The 18487-nt window shown below is 45.3% G+C and carries 21 protein-coding genes, 1 tRNA gene, 2 rRNA genes and 1 riboswitch; of the genes, 8 read left to right on the top strand and 16 right to left on the bottom strand.

Going from position 1 to position 18487, the window contains the following annotated elements; translation table 11 throughout:
* Positions 1–2 precede the first annotated feature (2 nt).
* Both QWZ13_RS07590 and QWZ13_RS07585 read right to left on the bottom strand, forming a co-directional pair.
* Positions 3–569, bottom strand: coding sequence for a PhnA domain-containing protein (locus QWZ13_RS07590; RefSeq protein WP_290283309.1), 567 nt, complete (start codon positions 567–569; stop codon positions 3–5).
* A 142-nt stretch (positions 570–711) separates the two neighbouring features.
* Positions 712–2010 (bottom strand): DUF945 family protein, encoded by a 1299-nt coding sequence (locus QWZ13_RS07585; RefSeq protein WP_290281214.1) that lies wholly within the window; start codon positions 2008–2010, stop codon positions 712–714.
* Between QWZ13_RS07585 and QWZ13_RS07580 the strand changes: the two genes are divergently transcribed.
* Positions 1991–2131: a hypothetical protein gene (locus tag QWZ13_RS07580; RefSeq protein ID WP_290281213.1), complete on the top strand. Its 141-nt coding sequence runs from the start codon at positions 1991–1993 to the stop codon at positions 2129–2131. The genes QWZ13_RS07585 and QWZ13_RS07580 overlap by 20 nt on opposite strands.
* A 14-nt stretch (positions 2132–2145) precedes the next feature.
* Here the strand turns inward: QWZ13_RS07580 and QWZ13_RS07575 are convergent, their stop codons facing one another.
* The 9 genes from QWZ13_RS07575 to thiB all read right to left on the bottom strand — a co-directional run bounded on the left by QWZ13_RS07575 (position 2146) and on the right by thiB (position 9463).
* Complete coding sequence (locus tag QWZ13_RS07575; protein ID WP_290281212.1) at positions 2146–3501, bottom strand: leucyl aminopeptidase family protein; 1356 nt, start codon at positions 3499–3501, stop codon at positions 2146–2148.
* The gene (locus QWZ13_RS07570) at positions 3498–3641 is read right to left on the bottom strand and encodes a hypothetical protein (RefSeq protein WP_290281211.1); all 144 of its coding nucleotides are present in this window, start codon (positions 3639–3641) and stop codon (positions 3498–3500) included. Before QWZ13_RS07570 ends, QWZ13_RS07575 begins: the two co-directional genes overlap by 4 nt.
* 2 nt (positions 3642–3643) lie before the next feature.
* Positions 3644–3883 carry an AzlD domain-containing protein gene (locus tag QWZ13_RS19910; RefSeq protein ID WP_353959012.1) on the bottom strand — a complete coding sequence of 80 codons (240 nt, stop codon included), beginning with the start codon at positions 3881–3883 and terminating at the stop codon, positions 3644–3646.
* 68 nt (positions 3884–3951) lie between these two features.
* Entirely contained in the window at positions 3952–4698 is a 747-nt protein-coding gene (locus tag QWZ13_RS07560) for an AzlC family ABC transporter permease (RefSeq protein ID WP_290281209.1), read from the bottom strand.
* On the bottom strand, positions 4656–5186 hold the full coding sequence (locus QWZ13_RS07555; RefSeq protein ID WP_215998946.1) for a thioesterase family protein: 531 nt from the start codon (positions 5184–5186) through the stop codon (positions 4656–4658). Before QWZ13_RS07555 ends, QWZ13_RS07560 begins: the two co-directional genes overlap by 43 nt.
* Entirely contained in the window at positions 5183–6307 is a 1125-nt protein-coding gene (locus QWZ13_RS07550) for an ATP-NAD kinase family protein (RefSeq protein WP_290281208.1), read from the bottom strand. Before QWZ13_RS07550 ends, QWZ13_RS07555 begins: the two co-directional genes overlap by 4 nt.
* 28 nt (positions 6308–6335) lie before the next feature.
* A complete protein-coding gene (locus tag QWZ13_RS07545; protein WP_290281207.1) occupies positions 6336–6980 on the bottom strand; it encodes an ATP-binding cassette domain-containing protein in 645 nt (214 codons plus the stop codon).
* A complete protein-coding gene (locus QWZ13_RS07540) occupies positions 6967–8469 on the bottom strand; it encodes an ABC transporter permease family protein (protein WP_290281206.1) in 1503 nt (500 codons plus the stop codon). Before QWZ13_RS07540 ends, QWZ13_RS07545 begins: the two co-directional genes overlap by 14 nt.
* Positions 8453–9463, bottom strand: coding sequence for a thiamine ABC transporter substrate binding subunit (thiB, locus tag QWZ13_RS07535; RefSeq protein WP_290281205.1), 1011 nt, complete (start codon positions 9461–9463; stop codon positions 8453–8455). Before thiB ends, QWZ13_RS07540 begins: the two co-directional genes overlap by 17 nt.
* A 59-nt stretch (positions 9464–9522) precedes the next feature.
* Positions 9523–9626, bottom strand: a riboswitch (TPP riboswitch).
* Between thiB and QWZ13_RS07530 the strand changes: the two genes are divergently transcribed.
* From QWZ13_RS07530 to QWZ13_RS07520, 3 genes are all read left to right on the top strand, one after another.
* The gene (locus tag QWZ13_RS07530; RefSeq protein WP_290281204.1) at positions 9591–10457 is read left to right on the top strand and encodes a phosphotransferase; all 867 of its coding nucleotides are present in this window, start codon (positions 9591–9593) and stop codon (positions 10455–10457) included. Its footprint overlaps the riboswitch before it by 36 nt.
* Before the next feature lie 15 nt (positions 10458–10472).
* Positions 10473–11222: an SOS response-associated peptidase family protein gene (locus QWZ13_RS07525; RefSeq protein ID WP_290281203.1), complete on the top strand. Its 750-nt coding sequence runs from the start codon at positions 10473–10475 to the stop codon at positions 11220–11222.
* A 94-nt stretch (positions 11223–11316) separates the two neighbouring features.
* Complete coding sequence (locus tag QWZ13_RS07520) at positions 11317–12321, top strand: AI-2E family transporter (protein ID WP_290281202.1); 1005 nt, start codon at positions 11317–11319, stop codon at positions 12319–12321.
* Here the strand turns inward: QWZ13_RS07520 and QWZ13_RS07515 are convergent.
* The gene (locus QWZ13_RS07515) at positions 12291–12536 is read right to left on the bottom strand and encodes a hypothetical protein (RefSeq protein WP_290281201.1); all 246 of its coding nucleotides are present in this window, start codon (positions 12534–12536) and stop codon (positions 12291–12293) included. The genes QWZ13_RS07520 and QWZ13_RS07515 overlap by 31 nt on opposite strands.
* A 10-nt stretch (positions 12537–12546) precedes the next feature.
* Positions 12547–12729, bottom strand: coding sequence for a hypothetical protein (locus QWZ13_RS07510; protein ID WP_290281200.1), 183 nt, complete (start codon positions 12727–12729; stop codon positions 12547–12549).
* Between QWZ13_RS07510 and QWZ13_RS07505 the strand changes: the two genes are divergently transcribed.
* From QWZ13_RS07505 to QWZ13_RS07490, 4 genes are read left to right on the top strand one after another with little or no spacing between them, the layout of a single operon-like run.
* Positions 12724–13743 carry an IS110 family RNA-guided transposase gene (locus QWZ13_RS07505; protein ID WP_290281199.1) on the top strand — a complete coding sequence of 340 codons (1020 nt, stop codon included), beginning with the start codon at positions 12724–12726 and terminating at the stop codon, positions 13741–13743. The two genes, QWZ13_RS07510 and QWZ13_RS07505, sit on opposite strands and share 6 nt — an antisense overlap.
* Positions 13721–13849: a hypothetical protein gene (locus QWZ13_RS07500; protein ID WP_290279980.1), complete on the top strand. Its 129-nt coding sequence runs from the start codon at positions 13721–13723 to the stop codon at positions 13847–13849. The genes QWZ13_RS07505 and QWZ13_RS07500 overlap by 23 nt, the downstream gene beginning before the upstream one ends.
* Positions 13850–13864: 15 nt before the next feature.
* On the top strand, positions 13865–13996 hold the full coding sequence (locus tag QWZ13_RS07495) for a hypothetical protein (protein ID WP_290279979.1): 132 nt from the start codon (positions 13865–13867) through the stop codon (positions 13994–13996).
* Positions 13997–14206, top strand: coding sequence for a hypothetical protein (locus tag QWZ13_RS07490; protein WP_290281198.1), 210 nt, complete (start codon positions 13997–13999; stop codon positions 14204–14206).
* A 430-nt stretch (positions 14207–14636) separates the two neighbouring features.
* On the opposite strand, the gene rrf is transcribed toward QWZ13_RS07490, so the two are convergent.
* The 3 genes from rrf to QWZ13_RS07475 all read right to left on the bottom strand — a co-directional run bounded on the left by rrf (position 14637) and on the right by QWZ13_RS07475 (position 18450).
* Positions 14637–14752: ribosomal RNA gene (gene rrf / locus QWZ13_RS07485) — 5S ribosomal RNA — on the bottom strand.
* Between the two features lie 161 nt (positions 14753–14913).
* Positions 14914–17914: ribosomal RNA gene (locus QWZ13_RS07480) — 23S ribosomal RNA — on the bottom strand.
* Positions 17915–18374: 460 nt separating this feature from the next.
* Positions 18375–18450: transfer RNA gene (locus QWZ13_RS07475), tRNA-Ala, on the bottom strand.
* Between the last annotated feature and the right edge of the window lie 37 nt (positions 18451–18487).

Raw genomic sequence — 18487 nt, 5'->3', positions numbered from 1 at the left:
CGTTAAGCTTTCTTACAAAAAGCAGCGACAAGAACAACGCGAGTACCGTTTACTCTACCCTCAAGGTGCTTAGGATTGTCGGTCAAAGAAATACCACGCACCATAGTGCCTCGCTTAGCCGTAAAACCCGCCCCTTTCACATCTAAATCTTTTATCAACGTTACGGTATCCCCACCAGCTAATACAGCTCCATTCGCATCGAGGGTGGGTTCGGCATCGTCATCGGGTAATCCGGCTTTTGCCCAAGCCAGTACATCGTCTTCTAAGTACAACATATCGAGCGCATTGGTAGCGTAAGACTCACTCGACAATTGCGTCAGTAAACGCCAGGACAGCACTTGCACTGCTGGAATAGGTGCCCACATGGCATCGTTCAAACAAGTAAAATGATGCGGGTCTAACGCTTCGTTACCTGAAGCTTGTAAATGACAAACCGCGCATAAAAACACATGACTATCAGCGCCTATGTTGGAGCTGCCATCGACTTCGAATGCTTTTAAAGCGTCTGAAGCTTTACACAATTCACAAGTATTACCACTACGCTCAATTAATAACTGCTCTACAGACATCACAATACTCGAAAACTAAATTTAGCGCCTATTATAGCGAAAAAAACCCGTAAAAACTGAACCAAAACACGGAAGGACAAAAACAACACAAAAAAAAGGAGCGCTGCGAGAACAGCACTCCTGATACTTATAAAATAGAATTCTAGAACGGCAATGGCATAGGCTGGCCGTTCAGTTTTGCGGCACCATTTTCAAAGCTTGCCGACATAACATAATTTTCGCCCTCTTCCATCAATGCGCCCATCATCATTAAAGAAAATACCTGCTCGGATACTTCCGGCATGTTGGCTATGTCTTTATGTATGAGTAAATCGGCTTGAGCGACTACAGTCGGGATAAGCCCCATTAACGAAAATGGATTACCTAGATCAGCAATTTCATTTTGAGGCAGCGAAGCCATAAAACTCATTTTTGCGGTTTTACCATCCACTTTAGCGCTGAACTCAGGGATTCCAATACTGAAGCCGTCTTGCAAAACCACGTTCGCCATACGAATCACTTCAGGGCTAGGCTCAAGGGAGCCGGCGGCGCTCATTGCATTCAATTCTTGGCTAAGGTCAGTGAAGTTATTAATTTCAAAGCCCGACATATTCATCGAAAAAACAAGGTCATTTAACGTAAATACATTGCCATCGGCATTAAAAGAAACACTTTCAGTATCCCAACGGAAATCACCTTTATAGCGATCACTCACTAAATCGCCATTAGACACCATGCTAAAAGGCCCCATCTGGAAGTTTGCGCTATCGTAGCCATCATCCATCACAAAACTTGCTCCACCACCTGTCACCGTTTGTTTCCCAACAAAGGTGCTTCCTTGGTGATACTTGCCATCGGCCATTATTTTCATTGGCTGCCAATTGAAATTCATTTCTTGGTATTCATCCACTGATACAAGAGTAAAGCCATTCCAATTAGAGGTTAACTCAATATTGCCACTCGCATTTCCAGTGGCTTGAATGGTCCAAGGTGTGAACACGACGTTGACATCACCAAGCGTCTCATTCACTGAAAAAGAGGCTAAATTAGACTGATAAGAGCCCATCATACTGACACTGGTATGCCCTGCTAACATTGGACTGTTAACAAAGTTAGTGGAAAGGAAGGCAGCCGCTTGCTCGTCATTAACGAGTTCGATAAGAGTTGGATCTAAGGTTAAGGCATGCTCAATAGAAGTGCCCCAAGGTCTTTTTTGAATATCATTGTTTAGCAAAACATAAACCGAATCGCCTTCCAGTTCCATCCCGACCTTTAAAACTAATTGTCGATCGGTAAAGGAGCTACTGTCACTCACAACACTCAACGTCATAGGTGCCGGTATCTGGCTTTCGAGTTGGCTAATAGCATTATCTATTTGACCATCCACTAAATACATTGCGCCAGCGCCTGCAGCTCCGATAGCTACGACAACAGCGGTTGAAATGAGTAGGGCTTTTTTCATTATTATTCCTTTAATCCTTAGGGAGTTATTTGGCGATCAATTTACCCATGATGAGCAACTGAAAAAGCCGCATAATAGCGGCTTTTATAAAGTCAGTGTAAAATTTACGCTGAAAAATTGACGCAGTTCACCATTTTAGACTGAATATCTTGCTTTAAGTGCCTCGAATGTGGCACGCACACCCATTGCCTCACCACCTTTTGGCCGTCCCGGGCGCGCTCGATCATTCCAAGCACCTACATCAACATGTACCCAGGGTGTATCTTCTACAAAGTGCTGTAAATACAAGGCTGCTGTAATGGAACCACCAAATGGCGTTGGCGAACAGTTCACTAGATCAGAGATACTCCCTTTGAGGTAATCTGCATAGGGTTGGTGCAAAGGCATGCGCCAAATAGCATCTTCGTAGGTACTTCCCGCTTTCACTAACTGATCAGCAAATTCATCATCGGTGGAATAGAACCCAGGGACTTCAAGCCCCAAGGCAACACGAGCAGCTCCAGTCAATGTTGCAAAGTCTACGATTAAATCTGGATTTTCACGGCTCGCTTCGGCTAACGCATCACACAACACTAATCGACCTTCAGCATCGGTGTTATCAATTTCTACGGTTAACCCTTTTCGAGTCTTTATAACGTCGCCCGGCCGGAAGGCATCTCCATTCACGGCATTTTCCACTGCAGGTATCAAGACGCGCAAACGAACAGGAAGCTTAAAAGACATAATAAGAGCAGCTAGCCCTAGCACATGAGCTGCACCACCCATGTCCTTTTTCATGAGTCGCATGCCAGCGGCTGGTTTAAGATCAAGCCCACCACTATCAAAACATACGCCTTTACCTACTAGGGTTAATAAAGGTGCATCTTCTTTTCCCCAACGTAAATCTAACAACCGAGGGGCATGGCTCGAAGCACGCCCTACCATATGAATAGTGGGGTAATTCTGCTCTAGGAGCTCGTCTCCAACCCACTCACTGAAATCACCAGAGAACTGTGCCGCTAAGGCTTGCATCGCCTCAGATAGATGCTCTGGCATCATGTCACCGGCTGGAGTGTTGACTAAATCGCGAGTCAATGTAACGGCATTTGCCGTGTTGAGTGCATTATCCACAACCGACTGACTGGAAACATTCAGTTTGGCGCGATCTTGAGTTTGCTTATAGCGATCAAACTGATATTGGCCTAACAACCAGCCTACGCAAAGTGCTTCTTGCTGCTCAACGGTTAAGTCAGCACTTAAACAAAACTCTTTCTTAGGCAATTCAACGGCCACGGAAGATAATGACCAAATAGAATGGACATCACTGGCAACGACTAAAACGGACTCAATGTCACCTTCGCTATTAGGAATTGAAATGTGACCTGGCGTTGAAAAGTCATTATTGGTCAACCATTGTTGAGTCGGTTTAGCTTGTACTTGTAACCATGAATCGAACTGACTTTGAGCGATGAGTACTATTGGAATACCGGACTGACCATGTTGTATTGTCATTGTGAAGCCTGCTTTAAAAAGTGATGATCGTAGTTTACCAAGGATAAACGATTGAGGTGAAATTGACGGCCTTTTCTGTGGAGCAATCTGTGTAAATATGCTGAAACATAAAGCCTAGGCTCTTCATGTCGACTATTCAAATTCAAACCCACATGCCCAACAACCAAAAACTGGCCATGCCTATAATTACGGTTAATAACATAGGCATGCCTATCAGCCCCATGATTAAACAAAGCACCGCAGCAAGTACACTTGGTTGTAGAAAACTGCCATTACTGGCCACTGGGTTTAAAATTGGTTCTGCAATTAATGCAGACAATACAGCAGCCGGTACGCAATTTAATATGCGCAGAGCAGAAGGCGGCAAAGTTAATCTGGGCATCAACACCGGCGCAATGCGTGCACCCCAAGTAACGACCACCATGCCTAAAATCATTAAAATAAGTGAAATCACGAATCATCCTCCGAATCTGGAATTCTAGAGGCAATGATAGCTGCGAAAAGCACCGAAACTATAATGCCCAACTTGTTCGGAATATCTTTAAATATCCATGCAAATACAAAGGCAATAAGGGCACTCGCTATATTTCGCCTTCGCTTTAACATTGGCGTCATCATTGCTATAAAGGCTGTAACCATGGCAAATTCGAGCCCCATGGATTCGACACCACTTAAGGAAGTGCCCGCCCATAAACCTACCCATGTACAAATTTGCCAATTTAAATACATAAAAGCGGCCGAACCCGCGTAATAGGAAAAACTCTGCGATGGCTCAAGCCCGGATAAATGCTTTTGGTTGAAAGTCACAAAGGTTTCGTCGGTTAAGAAAAAACTTGCCCCTACTTTTTGCTTTTTGGACCAATGCTTCGTAGGAATCAACATGGCGAATGCATACAGTAAATGCCTTAAATTAACCACGAAAGTAGTCAATACAATAAGAGCCGCTGGTGTACCAACGGCCATTAACCCCATTGCTACGTATTGCGCGCTGCCTGCAAAAACGAAAGCAGAAATAGCGATTGCAACCCAACTAGCAATTCCGTTAGTAGGGGCTAACATGCCAAACAATAACCCAAACGGAATTGCCGCAACAACCATAGGTAATGAGTCGATAGCGCCTTTTAAAAAGCCACGACGAAAAGTATTCGACTTGCTCAAGAAAAGTGAGCCTTTTTCGCGGCTAACGTTTCTTTCCAATCACGTATAGCTTCTGTTTCTGAAGGGGATTGGCATTGCTGCCCAAAAGACTCAAAGACAGCATCGTAAGGCAGTACTTTACCTTTCTGGAGAATCGCCATTCTGGCGTGACCAACAGCAAAAAGCTTTCCTTTACTGTAAAAGCGCTGTTCAAAATAACCATATTTTTCATCCCAGCTCATCAGCTCTACTTCCAGTTTCACTTTGCTAAAGGGCGTAAACTCACGAATATACGTCAATTCTTGGGCATTTAGGACTGCGCGGTAACCACCCTTAAAAAAGCGCCACAAAAAACCGTTGTTTCGCAGCCAGCCCATTCGACCTAGATCGCCAAACGAAAAGTATCGTGCGGCTGTTAGATGAATATTGACATCCATATCGTGGGGCCAAACTCGGAAATTGGTTTCCACCGTTGCCAGAGGATCAAATTTTGGCTTGGTTATGATTGATTTAAGAGAGAATAAGAACAGACGACCATATAGATTCATTGTGATACCAAAGGATATAAAACTTCGTCATTGTAACCCGTAAGAAGGGTAATCAGTCCAGTCCATTCTAAATCTAGAGCCCTATCACCACTGTCGATTATTAATGGTCGACCCTCTAATGATCTTAATTTTGCCTTGGTGCCAATCACAATTACATTTGCCTTACCGACTGTTTTTAACACTTTGGGGCTAAATTGATGGTTTCCACGCCCAAAAATATGACCTTGCCCACCAATAATACTGATGACAAGTTTCACCTTGTGGGTTTTTAGTATTGCTAATATATCTTGCTCAGTACAATCGGCTTTTAAGAGTGTTCTATTTAATACAGCATCTACCCCAAGCAGAGTATTGCTTACACCAACTTGTTGCATCAAAAAGTCGATCGTTTTTCCACTGCCCATTAAATAAACGACTTCTGATTCGCTGGTTTCATCTAACCATTCAGCAATATCGTTTAATACTAGGTCTTCTTGCTCGATCCCACCCACTTTAACATGTTGCATAAATTGCGCGCTGACCGGCACCTTCATCTCGCCGTAGTATTTTGAGGCCACTCGATTCTCTCTGAAGGCATCTTCATCAATGTCTCGAACTTCTTCTAAGCGTAAATCCGTTAAATGACCTTGAACTAGCCCAGCCATCACCTCGCCCGCGGCATGCGGTGTTACAGCGAAAACACCAGAGTGAATTTTCACTCCAGCTGGAATACCAATAACTGGTATGTGATCTTGAACAACCGAACACACATCACGCGCGGTTCCATCACCGCCGGCAAAGACAATAATATCGACGCCACAGCTAACAAGCCACGCCACTATATTTCGAGTATCTTGAGATTCGGTTTGATCGGGAAGTTCCTCAGGATATAAAGACAAGGGCTCTATATCGTACTGCTTAAGAATAGAGCCTCCAAGGTCACCTTGAGCGCTGAACCAGCTATGGGTTTGATGATTACTCTGTGCTAAAAATGTCTCGATCATAACACTGGCTTTTGCCATCGCTTTTTGAGTTGCACCGAGCTTAATGGCTTGCTCTCGAATGGTTTTTCCATCGCTGCCTTTTAACGCAACCGAACCACCGATACCGGACCAAGGGTTCACAATGAAACCTATTTTCATACCTATACAAACCTTACTTTGTTCTACTTTATAATGACGAGAACGCCCAATGGCTAGCCGACAGCCCCTCTAATTGAAACTGCGCTACATGCTCTACCTCACTTAAGTGGTGAGTCACCATAATAATGGTCGCACCTTGTTCTCGTTGCAACTCCAGCACCCATTTCAATCCATCTTGTCGCAATTCTGGGTCTAGCGATGCAAAGGGCTCATCAAGCAATAACACCGGCTTATTTTGAAGAAATACACGAGCAAGAGCAACGCGCTGCTGCTGCCCGCCAGATAAGCTAGAGGCTCGTTTAGAAAGCTGGTCTAATATGCCAAAGCGTCTGGCCGCACTTTCCAGTAGTTGATACTGCTCGCTTTTCAACTTGCCATTGGCGCTTAGCCCAAAAGATAAATTTCGTTCCACGCTCAAATGATCAAAAACATTATCTTTTTGGAACAACATCCCAAAAGGTTGCAAGCCGGTTGCTTCAATATTGCACTCCTTGCCCTTCCATCTTACGGTGCCAGTCTGCCGACGTTGCATTCCGATTAAAGATTTTAAAAGAGTAGATTTTCCTATACCACTGGAACCAGTCACGGCTAAAAAGCTTCCTTCGGGTAACTTAAAATTCCAACGAAAGCCCAAATTAGCGAGAGTAACTTGAAGGTTTTCAACGTCTAGCATGTTTTTCCTCACTGAACCATTCACCAAACATCAATATGGCTAAGCTTATGAACAGTAACAAGGCCGATAATTGAGAGGCAAAAACCATTTGATAACTTCCCATTGCCTGATAAATCAATATCGGCAAGGTAATAAATTGTGCCGACCCGACAAGCGCTGCGACGCCAAGATCTCCAACACTTAATACCATTGAAAGCGCAAAAGCCCACGGCAAACTTGATTTTAGAATGGGCCAATAAATATATTTGACGACGGTCACTTCTGAGAGCGAAAGAGTGCGAACTAGAGGCTGATAACGCTCCTTAGCGATTCGAAAACGTGAGTGGATTGGATTCGAAATAAACGGCAACGCCATCAGTGCATTCATCCATATGATCAATGGCCAAGTTATGTCATAGGCCACACCAAACTTCATAGCCAACAGAAATAAACCCGTCAATATAACCATAGTGGGTATCAACAAAACACCGAAATCCAACACTCGGTTCACTTTCGTATCTTGGCTTTCGCAACGAGCTAATGCAAGCACGACGGCCGCCACCGCACTTAGAAAGGCGATAACGAGGCTATTTGAAATGGCGGCTAAAAGTTGATTAGGCCATTCAAATGGCTGACTAACAGAATGTAAAGCTAGGCTAACCAGGGGAGCACCCAACACAATGGCAAGGAAGCCTAAGGCAATGCATTGCACCATATTTGGCCAGTCCGCGGCTGATGGCTCAGAGCGAGAAAATTCAAAACTAAATTCTTTTCGGCGACCTAATGTAAGCATCATGATAACGGCAAAAACACCATGCACCAATGCATAAATTGCGGCACCTTTAGGGTCAAAATCAAATTTCAACGCTTGATAGATTGCCACTTCCAAATTGGTATTGGCAGGTCCTCCGCCTAAGGTAAGTACAATAGTAAAACTACTAAAGCAAAATAAAAACACGATTACAAACACAGGTTTTAAGGCCGACAAGATAACTGGCCACTGCAATACTTTAAACTGTTGAAACGGGCTCATACCAATGCTTTGCGCAAGCAGCTTGTGCTCAAGGGATATACGATCCAAACGTTGCCAAAATATTCTTAACGCATAAGGTAAATTTAGCATTACATGTGCCAATACAATGCCGACAATACTGAATATAGGTACCCAATTGCCATAAAATGAAATAACCGATAACACAATTGTCAGTACTGGCATAATAAAAAATAGGTTTAATAAAGCTTTGATGATCCAATTAAAACGAAACGTTTTTGAAGAAAGGATTAACGCAAAAGGGATGGCAAATAAGACAGAAATAAAGGCTGATAAAAAGGCTTGAACGAGTGAAAATTGAATAATACGTAGCATCCAAGCATCAAAATATGAAGCTAAAGGATAGCCTTGACCAGGGTGTAAAAATAGCCCTATACAGGCAAAGACCAGAGTAGCCAGCATCAACCACATGGCTACTCGGTTGGCGTTCAAAAGAAAGCGATTACTGACTCGCGGCATTACGCCACTCTTTAACCCAATCTCTTCGATTAGCTAACACTTCTTCACTGCTAAAGTACAAAGAAGACGGGCTAAATAACTGATCAAATGCTTCTGGTTTCTCTGCACTTTCTAGCACTGGCCACATCCAGTTTGTTCCTGCAAAAACATCTTGCGCTGGTTTTGTCACTAGAAAACTCAAAAACTCACGCGCCAGCTCTATATTTGCACTGGATTCTAACGCCGCCGCTACTTCAATTTGCGTGTAGTGACCTTCTGAGAACTGTGCGGCCTGATACTTGTCCGTATCATCCCAAGTCATGTGGTATGCGGGTGACGTGACATAACTTAACACCATGTCACTTTGCCCTTCTAAAAACAACGCATAGGCTTCACTCCAGCCTGGAGTAACGGTCACCGCTTTCGCCTGCAGTTGTTGCCATGCTTCATTGGCTTTCTCACCATAAACCGATTTCATCCAGAGCATCAAGCCTTGACCAGGAGTACTTATTCGAGGGTCTTGATAAATAATACTTACTTTGCTTTCTTCTACCAGTTCCTTAAGTGAGCTCGGTACGTTTTTAAGCTTAGTTTGATCATAAACAAACGCAAAATGCCCGTAATCATAAGGTACAAATTTTGAGTCGCTCCACTCATAAGGCAAGCTTAATTTTGAAAGATCAACTCCAGAATCTGCAATTAAACCTAAGGCTTTAGCTTCGGCTACCAAGGCATCATCTATGCCCAAAATTATATCGGCCTGGCTTTGCTTCCCTTCAAGCTTTAAGCGATTTAGCAATGCAACACCATCTTCTAAGCCAACAAAGTCAACATTGCAATTGCACTGGGCTTCAAAGGCTTTTTCTAATGCTGGACCTGGGCCCCATTCACTGGTAAATGACTCATAGGTATATACAGTCAAATTACTTTCAGTTGAAAACACTGAAGCACTGGCTGCTAATACTAAGCTTGAAAATAATGTGGTTTTATTCATGTATTCGTAATCCTGTATCAATAATCATTGACACCAGCGTATCTAAGAATAGATGAGGGAGAGTTGCACAGACGATTTCATTAATTGAAGTCTTTGCTCCCTACGCCAGTACAAACTGGTTCAGGTTCAACGGGTTTTTCTCAGCACATTGCAATTGATTTGCTTGGCACCCCGGCAAGAACGAGGCATAGTTTACAGACTTTTTAATGAAAACCTAGAGCCATTGATGTTACTGGATCATATTTTAAGAGAATTAACAGACCTATTCACTGAGAACGTCAGTATAAAGCGCCTAGAAAGCAGTTTAACAAATCGCCTATATCAACTTGAATCGCCAAATGGGCTATTTGCTGTAAGGATTAACTCATCTAAAGCCAAAAACCTAGGTATTGATAGAGATCGAGAAATTGCTATTTTACAACACTTACAAAGTGTTTCTTGGTGCTTGCACCCTGAATTGGCCACTGCAGATTACCTTGTTACACCTTGGGTATCAGCTTTACCCCTCTCTGTTGAGAACGACGTTGACTGTTTATTAAATCTTTTAAAACAAGTTCATCACTGTGATATTACGGCATTAACCGCTCCCCCCTTAGATATCACATTACAAATAGCGCGCTTGCAAAAACAGTCTACGGCCTTGTCAAACGAATTTTCGTCGACTTTAAAGGACTATACTCAAGCTTATCAATTGCCTGAAACATTGGTCCTTTGTCATCACGACTGGCATGTTGGGAACCTATATAAAAACAACACTGGCCTACTTCTGAACGATTGGGAATATGCGGCTCCAGGAGACCCATTAGTCGACATTGCCTGCTTTATTCTAGGATTTAACTTAGATTTAGAGCAAAGATCTTATTGCCTTAACAAGCTTGGTATATCTTATGAACAACTCCAACCTTTGCTTCCACTTGTCGAAGCGATGTCTATACTCTGGTACCAAGTAAGGTTTCCAAAAAATAGTACAGTTCAAAAACAGCAAGAATTCGTTAATAAATGGACAATAGCCTAAAGCTGGGGGTTTAATATGTGTGGATATATTTATAACGTTACAGATTACCCACTTTTATTGCCCCTTTTTGAAATAGCTGGTTACCAGCCTGACGAAATTTCTGACGTTATTCGCCACCCGCATCTTCGCCCTACCGATAAAGTTCTGACCATGGTGCCTTCTAAAGCTGGTCCAAAATTAATGGGCTCTACTTGGTGGCTAGCGACACACCCCGATGGTTCGGTTAATTCAAAAATCACAAGCTTTAATTCTAAAAGCAGCAAGGTGGGTAAATCACCACTTCATGTACAAAAACCACGCAGTGTTAAGAGTATTGTTATCGGCTCTGGTTTTTGCGAGTGGCAGCCTATTTATAAGGGCGAGCTAAAATATTCAGATTGCATAAGTATGGGCTTAGACTCAAAAAAAATGCAACCGACTCGAAAAGTGCAACACTTAATTGAGCCTGCGACAGAGGGGCTGATGCTTTTTGGCGCAGTCTCAAAATTAAGACTTGATCAACACGGAAACCCTCAAGTAAACACTTCTATTATTACTTTACCACCTCATAATGAATTTTTAGACATCCATGCAAAATCATTTCCGCTTATTCTAAGACCCAGTGAAATACTCGACTGGATCGATCCGAATAAGCCCTTTTCTGACTTTGAACCCTTATTAACCATGGATGCTTGTCGAGATACCTTTCGTGTATCCAAAGTCTCATCCGATCTTACTGACAAAGTACCAGTACAGACATTGGGACTTACTTCTAATAAATATTAAGGCGCGTTATTAAACTTTCGGTGACTAAATTGGCAGTGACTTTGTTGTCATGTATGGTATCGGGAATAACTGATTCAATCTGTTTAGGAAAGCTATGTTAGATTCACCTACCACTCGGTTTTTAATCTCCTGCGCGTCTATCGTCATTATCATTGCGGGCGTTAAAATCGCACAACCCATCATAGTTCCAGTTTTAATTGCCTTCTTCTTGGCATTGCTTACTAACCCTGGCGTAGCTTTATTAAGGCGCTTGCGCGTACCTTTGGGGCTATCTATCACCTTAATGGTCGGACTAGTTTTTACCTTTTTCTACGGCGTTGGCTCTATAGTTGCTGCGTCGAGCGGTGATTTCATCAATAACTTTCCGACCTATACTGTTCAGGTTGAAAAGTGGCTAACCACCTTACGAGAATCAGCGCCATGGATCACCAATGATGTTCAGCAATACATTGAAGAGCTACGACCTACAGAAAGGCTGCTAAGTTTTGCTGGTACATTGTTCTCAAGCATTGGTAGTTTTCTCACGGCCATCGTTTTAGTTTTATTTACCCTTATCTTTTCACTTTATGAAGCACAAAGTGCTGCCAAAAAAGTTACTTTCGCCCTAGGCGATGATTTAACCATTAATTATGTAAAACGTTTTTCTAAACTTGTTCAGCGCTACCTGTTAATCAAAACGTTAATAAGTATTGCTACCGGTTTAATCGTCGGAATATTCCTGTGGTTATTAGGCGTTGATTACCCGGTTATTTGGGGAACGTTAGCGTTTCTAATGAATTTCGTCCCCAACATTGGTTCTATGCTCGCCGCCATTCCACCAGTCTTACTCGCCAGCATCCAGCTAGGACTACCTGGGTTTTTAATCTCCTTAACAGGCTTTGTCGGAATCAACATGGTCATTGGCAACTTCATTGAGCCAAAATTAATGGGCCGTACCCTAGATATATCCCCTCTAATTGTATTTCTCTCACTAGTCTTTTGGGGTTGGATACTAGGGCCCGTAGGCATGCTACTAGCAATTCCTCTAACAGTAGTTATTAAGATTGGCCTAGAAATCCATCCTGACACTCAATGGGCAGCAAAACTCCTAAGCCAATAGATCTGTGGGTGTGTAACCAAAAGGGTTACCTCAGGTGCCATTGGTCGGCTTTTGAATACTGCGGCTTGGTGTTTTCGGAGGCGGTGGTCGGCTTGAATAACTACTGCGTTTCCTATGGTGCCAGTGGTCGGCCTTTGAGTTCTGCTGCTTGTTGCTTTCGGAGGCGGTGGTCGCCTTGAAGGTGTGGATGGCTTGAGCGGTCGCTGTTCGCGCATCCTGCGCCGCTTAGCTTCGCCATCCATGGCTCAGATACCCACTCAACCCACCCACACCCTCAAGGCTTAATAGGTTGCCACTTTCATATCCAATGTTGCGTAGGAAATGAGATGGACCCGTCCCACTTGTGCCATGATTAAGTTGCAAAACTCTAATCAGGTACGGCATCCAGCAGGAGGATCCATCATGCAAAATACTAACATTATCGGTCTTGATTTGGCGAAGTCTGTTTTTCAATTGTCTGTGTTAGATCATCGCGGCAATGAGATTAAAAAGAAGCAGCTCAAGCGTGCTCAAGTGTTGCCTTTTCTTGCGAAGCAGCCAACATCTGTCGTCGCTATGGAAGCTTGCAGCGGATCCCATTACTGGGCTAGGCAGTTGGCTAAGCTCGGTCACACCGTTAAAGTTATACACCCTCGTTACGTTAAACCCTTCGTTCAGGTGAACAAAAATGACACCAGGGATGCTCTTGGCATCGCTGAAGCAGCGAGTCGACCAACCATGCCGACCGTTGCTGTAAAAAATGTTGAGCAACAAGATCTTCAGGCGTTGCATCGTGTTCGGGAGCGTATAGTGAAAGAGCGTGTTGCCGTAGGCAATGAGCTCCGAGGTCTGTTGGCTGAATATGGAGTCATTCTTCCTAAGGGTGCAAATGCTATCCGTGAGCAGGTGTTATTGGTGTTAGAGGATGGAACGAATGAGCTCAGCGTTCGAGGTCGGCGAATGATAGCCGACCTCAGGCAGCAGTGGTTGCAACGCGAACAGCAAGAGCAGCAATACGCCAAAGAAATCGCGCAGATCGCCAACTCAAATGAAACCTGTAAGCGTCTTCAAAGCATACCGGGTATCGGTCCAATCATCTCAACGCTTCTCTACAGTCACATTGGCAAGGCTGCATCGTTTGCCAGTGGTCGCCATGTCAGTGCTTCACTGGGGTTGGTTCCCAGACAGCACTCCAGCGGAGGGAAAGATGTCTTGCTTGGCATTAGTAAACAAGGCAATAAACAGATCCGTAAGATGCTGGTGCATGGCGCGAGGTCGGCTTATAAATCCTTGCAGCGGCAGGAAAAAGACAGTGCTCTAAAGCAATGGGTGATGAAGCACGAAGGGAAAAAGCATCCCAATGTCATCATCGTGGCACTCGCGAATAAGCTCGCCAGAATCAGTTGGGCACTGATGAAAAATGGTTCGGTATACCACTCTTAAGTCAAAAGAGAAAAAGAACCAGCAAGGTAAGTTAGAAGTTATAAATCAGATTAACCTAGAGGTTGCGCAGACCCTTAAGACACAAAAGATAAGATCGACTTACTGAACCCTTGAGAGCGCTTTGGCTCAAAGAAGCCGCGTAGGAGATCAGGACAGTAAGAGCACAACTCATAATGGCTCAGGACAGAAGGCGACGGCCGTCCTAAATAAGAAGCCGAATATAAGCGTGCAATCTCAATCTAATGTAAAATAAGTGGCTTGCAACAACGGACGGGTCCATATAAGCGATCGAAGCCTGCGGAGACGCGATGTTTTAAGGTGGTACAAATCAACAGTTTCACCAACGGTTTTTGTCTCACTTGAAGCTTGCAGCTATAAACTTGAAGCTCAAAAAATCATCTCTCCACTACGCTCCGAAGATTCCTACAAGTTATTTGGTGCATATACCTTGTTTCTCAGCTGACCCAAGCCGTGGTGGCTGTGTGGTTGACCTCGGGTATGTGAGCCATGGATGGCGAACTTAAGCGTACAAGGACGTATTCACCGCGACCGAGGGCAGCCATTCAGCCACCGCGGTGCAGCATGCCAATGAACACCATCTTTTGACCTTACCCCCAGCTCGAAGCCAGCAGCCCAGAACTTTTCAAACGCACAGCAAAAAGCCCGTTAGGATATCCTAACGGGCTTTTCTTATTTGGCCGGGCTGCGGGCAGACTTGACGATGGTCCGGCCCTGAGCCTAGCTCAGTGCGTTCTTCACTAGCGTCCTACCGTTAAGGTAGGCCACTTTGGCTTCGCCAACCGTTCATCACCCTACTCGAGAGTAGGTCTCTATTTTCGAATGCCATAAACCAAAAAACCCAGCACTAGGCTGGGTTCTTGGGTTTATTTGGCGCTTGACGATGACCTACTCTCACATGGGGAAACCCCACACTACCATCGGCGATACGTCGTTTCACTGCTGAGTTCGGTATGGGATCAGGTGGTTCCAACGCTCTATGGTCGTCAAGCAAACTGGTTGTGTAACTCGTGGTGGTATATGCGCTACCACGCTTTACGCAATTGGGTACTAGAACAGCTCTCTCTTTCTTAGCCGAGGCTGAGAAAGTTCTTATATATTCAGATGTATTCAAACGTTAGCTATCAACAATCAAAACTCTTTTGGCGTTATATGGCCAAGCCGCACGGGCAATTAGTACAGGTTAGCTCAACGCCTCACAACGCTTACACACCCTGCCTATCAACCAGTTAGTCTTACTGGGCCCTTCAGGAGACTTAAAGTCTCAGGGAAAACTTATCTTGAAGGGGGCTTCCCGCTTAGATGCTTTCAGCGGTTATCCCGTCCGAACGTAGCTACCGGGCAATGCCATTGGCATGACAACCCGAACACCAGCGGTTCGTCCACTCCGGTCCTCTCGTACTAGGAGCAGCTCTTCTCAATTTTCCAACGTCCACGGCAGATAGGGACCGAACTGTCTCACGACGTTCTAAACCCAGCTCGCGTACCACTTTAAATGGCGAACAGCCATACCCTTGGGACCGGCTTCAGCCCCAGGATGTGATGAGCCGACATCGAGGTGCCAAACACCGCCGTCGATGTGAACTCTTGGGCGGTATCAGCCTGTTATCCCCGGAGTACCTTTTATCCGTTGAGCGATGGCCCTTCCATACAGAACCACCGGATCACTATGACCTACTTTCGTACCTGCTCGACCTGTCCGTCTCGCAGTCAAGCGCGCTTTTGCCATTATACTAACCGCATGATTTCCGACCATGCTTAGCGCACCTTCGTACTCCTCCGTTACTCTTTGGGAGGAGACCGCCCCAGTCAAACTACCCACCACACACGGTCCGCAACCTCGTTTCGAGGCCTGCGTTAGAACCTCAAATGTATCAGGGTGGTATTTCAAGGTTGGCTCCACAACAACTAGCGTCGCTGCTTCAAAGCCTCCCACCTATCCTACACAAATACATTCAAAGTCCAGTGTGAAGCTATAGTAAAGGTTCACGGGGTCTTTCCGTCTAGCCGCGGATACACTGCATCTTAACAGCGATTTCAATTTCACTGAGTCTCGGGTGGAGACAGCGCCCCCATCGTTACACCATTCGTGCAGGTCGGAACTTACCCGACAAGGAATTTCGCTACCTTAGGACCGTTATAGTTACGGCCGCCGTTTACCGGGGCTTCGATCAAGAGCTTCGCTTACGCTAACCCCATCAATTAACCTTCCGGCACCGGGCAGGTGTCACACCCTATACGTCCACTTTCGTGTTTGCAGAGTGCTGTGTTTTAAGTAAACAGTCGCAGGGGCCTGGTATCTTCGACTGCCAGTAGCTCAGAGAGTAAATCTCGTCACCGCCAGCAGCGTGCCTTCTCCCGAAGTTACGGCACCATTTTGCCTAGTTCCTTCACCCGAGTTCTCTCAAGCGCCTTGGTATTCTCTACCTGATCACCTGTGTCGGTTTAGAGTACGGTTTCAGTGTAGCTGGAGCTTAGAGGCTTTTCCTGGAAGTATGGCATCAATCACTTCGGTCTCCGTAGAGACACCGTCATCACGTCTCAGCCTTAATGAGTGTCCGGATTTACCTAAACACTCAGCCTACACGCTTGAACCACGACAACCAACGCGTGGATGACCTAGCCTGCTCCGTCCCCCCTTCGCACTACACTCAAGTACGGGAATATTAACCCGTTTCCCATCGACTACGCTTCTCAGCCTCGCCTTAGGGGCCGACTCACCCTGCCCCGATTAACGTTGGACAGGAACCCTTGATCTTTCGGCGTGGGAGTTTTTCACTCCCATTATCGTTACTCATGTCAGCATTCGCACTTCTGATACGTCCAGCAAGCCTCTCGACTCACCTTCATCCGCTTACAGAACGCTCCTCTACCACTCACGCCTAAACGCAAGTCCGTAGCTTCGGTGTTTGGTTTGAGCCCCGTTATATCTTCCGCGCAGGCCGACTCGACTAGTGAGCTATTACGCTTTCTTTAAAGGATGGCTGCTTCTAAGCCAACCTCCTAGCTGTCTGAGCCTTCCCACATCGTTTCCCACTTAACCAAAACTTTGGGACCTTAGCTGACGGTCTGGGTTGTTTCCCTTTCCACGACGGACGTTAGCACCCGCCGTGTGTCTCCCGGATAGTACTCACTGGTATTCGGAGTTTGCAAAGGGTTGGTAAGTCGGGATGACCCCCTAGCCTTAACAGTGCTCTACCCCCAGTGGTATTCATCCGAGGCTCTACCTAAATAGATTTCGAGGAGAACCAGCTATCTCCGAGTTTGATTGGCCTTTCACCCCCAGCCACAGGTCATCCGCTAACTTTTCAACGTTAGTCGGTTCGGTCCTCCAGTTGATGTTACTCAACCTTCAACCTGCCCATGGCTAGATCACTCGGTTTCGGGTCTACACCTTGCGACTGGACGCCCAGTTAAGACTCGGTTTCCCTACGGCTCCCCTATTCGGTTAACCTCGCCACAAAATGTAAGTCGCTGACCCATTATACAAAAGGTACGCAGTCACCCCATCACTAAGTAACCTCCCGCTTATTTAAAAACGGTTGCATTCCCGAGCGTCGCTCGGCAATGTTACTAAGCTTAGCCATCATACTAAACGACCTGCCAAGTCACTTAGTGATGGGGCTCCCACTGCTTGTACGTACACGGTTTCAGGATCTATTTCACTCCCCTCACAGGGGTTCTTTTCGCCTTTCCCTCACGGTACTGGTTCACTATCGGTCAATCAGGAGTATTTAGCCTTGGAGGATGGTCCCCCCATTTTCAGTCAAGATTTCTCGTGTCCCGACCTACTCGATTTCACTGCGGTTAGTTTTCGTGTACGGGGCTATCACCCACTACGGCGCACCTTCCCAGGTGCTTCCACTAACGTCCCCACAGCTTAAGGGCTGCTCCCCGTTCGCTCGCCGCTACTTAGGGAATCTCGGTTGATTTCTTTTCCTCCGGGTACTTAGATGTTTCAGTTCCCGGGTTTGCCTCTCACACCTATGTATTCAGTGTGAGATAACTGTCTTATAACAGCTGGGTTCCCCCATTCGGAAATCGCGGGATATAATGCCTATTTATCGGCTCCCCCGCGCTTATCGCAGATTATCACGTCCTTCATCGCCTCTGATTGCCAAGGCATCCACCGTGTACGCTTAGTCACTTGACCATATAACCCAAAAAAGTTTCTGGCTTGATCAAACCCACCTTAACGTCGTTGTTGTCTTCGTTCACTTAGTTGCATACTGATGTATGCGCCTGCGCTCACTCAGCCAACGCCTAGTTAATGCGCGTTTTCTCGGCGCCAATTCACAAGAGAACTGACGCGTGACTGTTGATACTAGTTTTTACGCTTGAGTTGTTATTAAACGACTCTGTCATCACAACAGACGCTCGCTTAACAACGATATATCTTCATATATAATTTTGAGAACTCTTCTAGATTTTTAAAGAACAATATTTGCATTTTGCAAAGCGAAGTATTTTTGATTAAAACACTTGGCTGTGCAAAACTTAAGATCAGCGAATAGAATTAAGCAAATGAAAATGCTAATTTGCTGGAGACAAGACGGAAACTAAGGAAGCGTAGCTATCTACGCGACGTGCTTTCAACGCCGTATCCAGAAAATTGGTGGAGCTATGCGGGATCGAACCGCAGACCTCCTGCGTGCAAAGCAGGCGCTCTCCCAGCTGAGCTATAGCCCCATTTCCTGGTGTAGCCTTCAATTTCAACGGTTTTAAC

The organism is Reinekea marina, assembly GCF_030409715.1.
GTDB lineage: Bacteria > Pseudomonadota > Gammaproteobacteria > Pseudomonadales > Natronospirillaceae > Reinekea > Reinekea marina.
The sequence above is the reverse complement of the archived record's forward strand: the minus strand, read 5'-3'. Positions and strand labels throughout refer to the sequence as shown.